Origin of the sequence: Mesorhizobium sp. M2A.F.Ca.ET.042.01.1.1 (genome assembly GCF_003997405.1) — a bacterium.
Taxonomy (GTDB): domain Bacteria; phylum Pseudomonadota; class Alphaproteobacteria; order Rhizobiales; family Rhizobiaceae; genus Mesorhizobium.
Genome location: NZ_RZRX01000386.1, coordinates 1 through 3,987, shown reverse-complemented (window position 1 = coordinate 3,987; position 3,987 = coordinate 1). Strand labels below are relative to the sequence as shown.

3 protein-coding genes are annotated in these 3,987 nt (G+C 64.6%); 2 read left to right on the top strand and 1 reads right to left on the bottom strand.

Going from position 1 to position 3,987, the window contains the following annotated elements; translation table 11 throughout:
• Positions 1–43 precede the first annotated feature (43 nt).
• Complete coding sequence (locus EOA23_RS32310) at positions 44–925, top strand: UTP--glucose-1-phosphate uridylyltransferase (protein ID WP_127307059.1); 882 nt, start codon at positions 44–46, stop codon at positions 923–925.
• A gap of 52 nt (positions 926–977) precedes the next feature.
• On the opposite strand, the gene EOA23_RS32305 is transcribed toward EOA23_RS32310, so the two are convergent.
• Positions 978–2,774, bottom strand: a complete 1,797-nt coding sequence (locus EOA23_RS32305) for an outer membrane beta-barrel protein (RefSeq protein WP_127307058.1) — start codon at positions 2,772–2,774, stop codon at positions 978–980.
• A 160-nt stretch (positions 2,775–2,934) separates the two neighbouring features.
• Between EOA23_RS32305 and EOA23_RS32300 the strand changes: the two genes are divergently transcribed.
• Positions 2,935–3,936, top strand: coding sequence for a KpsF/GutQ family sugar-phosphate isomerase (locus tag EOA23_RS32300; protein WP_127307057.1), 1,002 nt, complete (start codon positions 2,935–2,937; stop codon positions 3,934–3,936).
• Positions 3,937–3,987: the final 51 nt, after the last annotated feature.

The following is a 3,987-nucleotide window of genomic DNA, read 5'->3' as shown; positions in this document are numbered from 1 at the left end:
CAGCCTCGATGACCGCCTTGTTGCGTCCGGTCACAAAGATGAAATGCTCGATGCCGGCCTCGGCACGCGGTTCCTTCCGGCCACCAAGGCCATCCCGAAGGAGATGCTGACCGTCGTCGATCGGCCTGTCATCCAATATGTGGTCGACGAGGCGCGCGAGGCCGGCATCGAGCATTTCATCTTTGTGACCGGACGCAACAAGGCGGTCATCGAGGACCATTTCGACGTCCAGTTCGAGCTCTATGACACGCTCGCCCAGCGCGGCAAGGACGACCAGCTCGCCCGACTGCAGCGGCTGCAGCCGGCGCCGGGACAGACGAGCTTCACGCGCCAGCAGGTGCCGATGGGCCTCGGCCACGCCGTCTGGTGCGCTCGCGAGCTGGTCGGCGACGAGCCCTTCGCGCTGCTGCTGCCGGACATGATCATGCAGTCGGAAAAGAGCTGCATGAAGGGCATGGTCGAGCTTTATGAGGAGACCGGCAACAACATCATCGCCGTGCAGGAATGCGATCCGGCGGAAGCGCATAAATACGGCATTGTCGGGCGCGGCGAGGACACGCATCACGGCTTCCGCATCACCGGCATGGTGGAGAAGCCGAAGCAGGGCACCGCGCCCTCCAATCTCTTCATCAACGGCCGCTACATCCTGCAGCCGGAAATCTTCGGCATCCTGGAAAGCCAGGAACGCGGCGCCGGCAACGAGATCCAGCTGACCGACGCGATGCTGAAGCTTGAGAAGAAGCAGCCCTTCTACGGCTATCACTACAAGGGCCGCACCTTCGACTGCGGCTCGCCGGAAGGGTTCGTCGAGGCTAATGTCGCCTTCGCGCTGTGGCGCAGCGACATGAACGCAAGCATGGCCGGCGTCATCCGCACGCTGCTGGACGAGGTGCGGCCGGCGGAACGCCGCGGCGTGGGGTTCTAGCCTCTCGGAGCCCTGAATCTCGGCATGGGCTTGGGCCCATTGCCGCTACTCTTCAGCGCTGGACCTTCAGACCGAGATAGACGCTGTTGGCCGTGTAGTCGCGTCCGGGCAGGTTGCTGGTCAGCTTCTCCGTCCGCACCCTCGTGGTGAGGCCGGCATAGCGATTGAGCCACCAGGTCAGTCCGGCCTCGGCGCTCAGGATCAGGTCGTGGCCGTCGGAACCGGTATAGTCGCGCCAATCGAGGCCAAGCGCCGAGTTCGCCGTCAGGTTGGCGCGGATCTGGCGCTCGCCGGTCAAACGGCCGGAATAGAGTATATCGCCGCTCTGGCCGGCCGTCGTTGTCGTCTCGACGTTGGTCTTGCCGGTGAGGCCGATGATGGTGCCGCGCTCGGGTGACCATTTGAGGTCGGCGTTGATGCTCGGCCCTGCCACCGCCGGCAGGCGGCTGTCGTCGATCGCCTCGCGCAGCCAGCCGACGGAGAATTCGCCTGAAAGCTTCTCGCCCATGTCGAGCTCGAGGCCGGCACGCGCTCCGATCCGCTTCGAGGAGCGCTCAAAACCTTCCGTATCGAGACGCTGATCGTAGACTCTGCGGCCGAGCTCGACCTCCGTGAAGGGCGTCAGCGCCGGCGAGATCTGGTATCCCGTGCGCAAGGTGGCCGTGTAGAGTGTGTTGTCGCGATCCTTCTGTGAAACGGTGGTGCCGTTGGAGAGCTCGGCATTGCCGTAGAAATCATGCGAGACCACGCCGGTCAGTGCATAGCGCATCTTGCCGACACTTTTTTCGATGCCCAAGCTGCCGTCCACGGTCTGGCGCAGCGGCTGCTGGGTGACACCGGCGATCGCATCCGGCGAGGAGGCCGATTCCGGCGCTGCCTCGTAGCCGAGCTTGGCGATGGCGCGCAGCTCGTTGTCGAGATCGACATTGAGCTGGCCCTCGATGCGGCCCTGCGCGTCGTTGATCTTTTGGCCCGAGACGGTGTTGCGGAACTGGCCGTAGCCGGTGATCAGAGCCGAATTCTCGCGCCAGTCGGAGGTCGCAGTGAAACGCAGCGCTGTCTCCGACAGGACGGCCGATTTGCCGGTGCTGCTGGAATCGGCGTTCGAGGTCGCGGTGAAGCCTTGCTCCAGCGTCGGCCGGAAGACAAAGGTGCCGATCCTGACGCCGGGAGCTGCGAAGGGATCTTCCTCCGGCTTGACCTTCTGTCCATCGATCGATCCGGTGCGCTCCTGGCCCGGGTCGAGCTTCTGCTTGTCGACGCTGTCGATGGTGACGGCGCGGCGGTTGCCGCCGTCGTCGGCAGTGGCTGCAGCATCGGCCTGATCACCGGTGGCGGCGGTTGCGGCGGTGGTTGTGTTGTCGGTTGCCTCGCCCGCCTTCTTCTTGGTCTTTTTCTTATCGGCGGTCTTGGTGCTGGCCTTCGTGTCGGCCTTGGCGTCCTGCGTGCGCTGCCTTGCCGTCGAAGGCCGGCGCGGCTTTGCCGGCGCCGTCGTGTCGGCCAGCGGGTCGTTGGCTGCCGGCGGCTGGTCGAAGATGCTGTCCGACGCACCAGCCGTCTGGTCGTCATCCGGAACCGCGCCGGGGCTTGCCGGCTGATAGGTTGTCGGCGCCGTGTCTTGGGCGGCGGCGGGAGCGTTCTGATCCTGCGCCCCTTGCCCCCGCAACTGCCTGGCCTTGCGCTGCTGGTCGGCAAGTATGGCCGATTCGGAAACCTCGCCGCGCAGCTCGGTTTCCTGCGAAAATGCCGGCGCCGGACGCAGCAAGGCAAGCGCGCTTGCCGTCAGCAGCAGTGCTGCAACGGCAATGCCCTTCCGACCGATTTTCGTTTCAGGCTGGCCCCCGGACATCGTCACCACTGCTTGCGCGGCGCGGTTGCGCCATACTTACCGAACCGTAAATGCGGATGGTTAACGGAGGGTTGAGACTGACTGCCTGGGTTGCCCGCAAACGAGGGCAAACGGCAATTCCGTTGGACAGGCGGGCGACATGGCGCTAATGGCTTCTGCCATGCATGCGGGGTCCCCAGAAAGAAAGCAGCCGGACAGGCAGGCTGCGATCGAATCGGCGCTGAGAACGGTGGCGACGGAGCAGGCCGGTGTGGCGGCCCTGGCCGCCGGGCTGGCAGACGGACTGGCCGAGCCCTTTGCGGCGGCCATCGACCTGATTTCGCGGATCGACGGCCGCGTCATCGTCACCGGCGTCGGCAAGAGCGGCCATATCGGCTCCAAGATTGCCGCCACGCTTGCCTCGACCGGCACGCCCGCCTTTTTCGTCCATTCGGCGGAGGCCAATCACGGCGATCTTGGCATGATCGCCCGTGACGACGCCATCATCGCCATGTCGTGGTCGGGCGAAACCAAGGAACTGATGGGCATCGTCGCCTATTCCAGGCGCTTTTCCATTCCCCTGATCGCCATCACTTCGGGCGAGAACTCTGCACTGGCGCGAGCGGCGGACGTGGTCTTGCTGCTGCCGATCGTGCCGGAGGCCTGTCCGCACGGGCTGGCGCCGACGACGTCGACGCTTCTGCAACTCGTCATGGGCGATGCGCTGGCGATCGCGTTGCTCGAGGCGCGCGGCTTCACATCCGATCACTTCCGAACCTTGCACCCCGGCGGGCAGCTTGGCGCCAATCTGACCCTGGTTTCGGAGATCATGCGGACCGGCGATCAGGTGCCGCTTGCTTTTCTCGGCACCAAGATGCCGGAAGCGGTGATGACGCTCTCGCAAAAGAAAGTCGGTTGCGTCTGCATCGTCGATGCGAGCGGCAAACTGGTCGGGATCGTCACCGACGGCGACGTCGCACGCAATCTGCATCGCAATCTGGCCGACGTCACCGTCGACGAGGTGATGACCCGCACGCCAAAGACGATCGATCCGCAGACGCTGGCGGGCACGGCGATCGCCATGCTCAACGAGCACAATATCGGCGCGCTGGTCGTGATCAAAAACAAAATGCCGGTGGGCGTGGTTCACTTCCACGACCTGCTGCGCATCGGCGCAGCTTAACGCGAGAGACTTCAGGCCGAATCGGCCCGATATTTTGATCTGTCTCGGCTC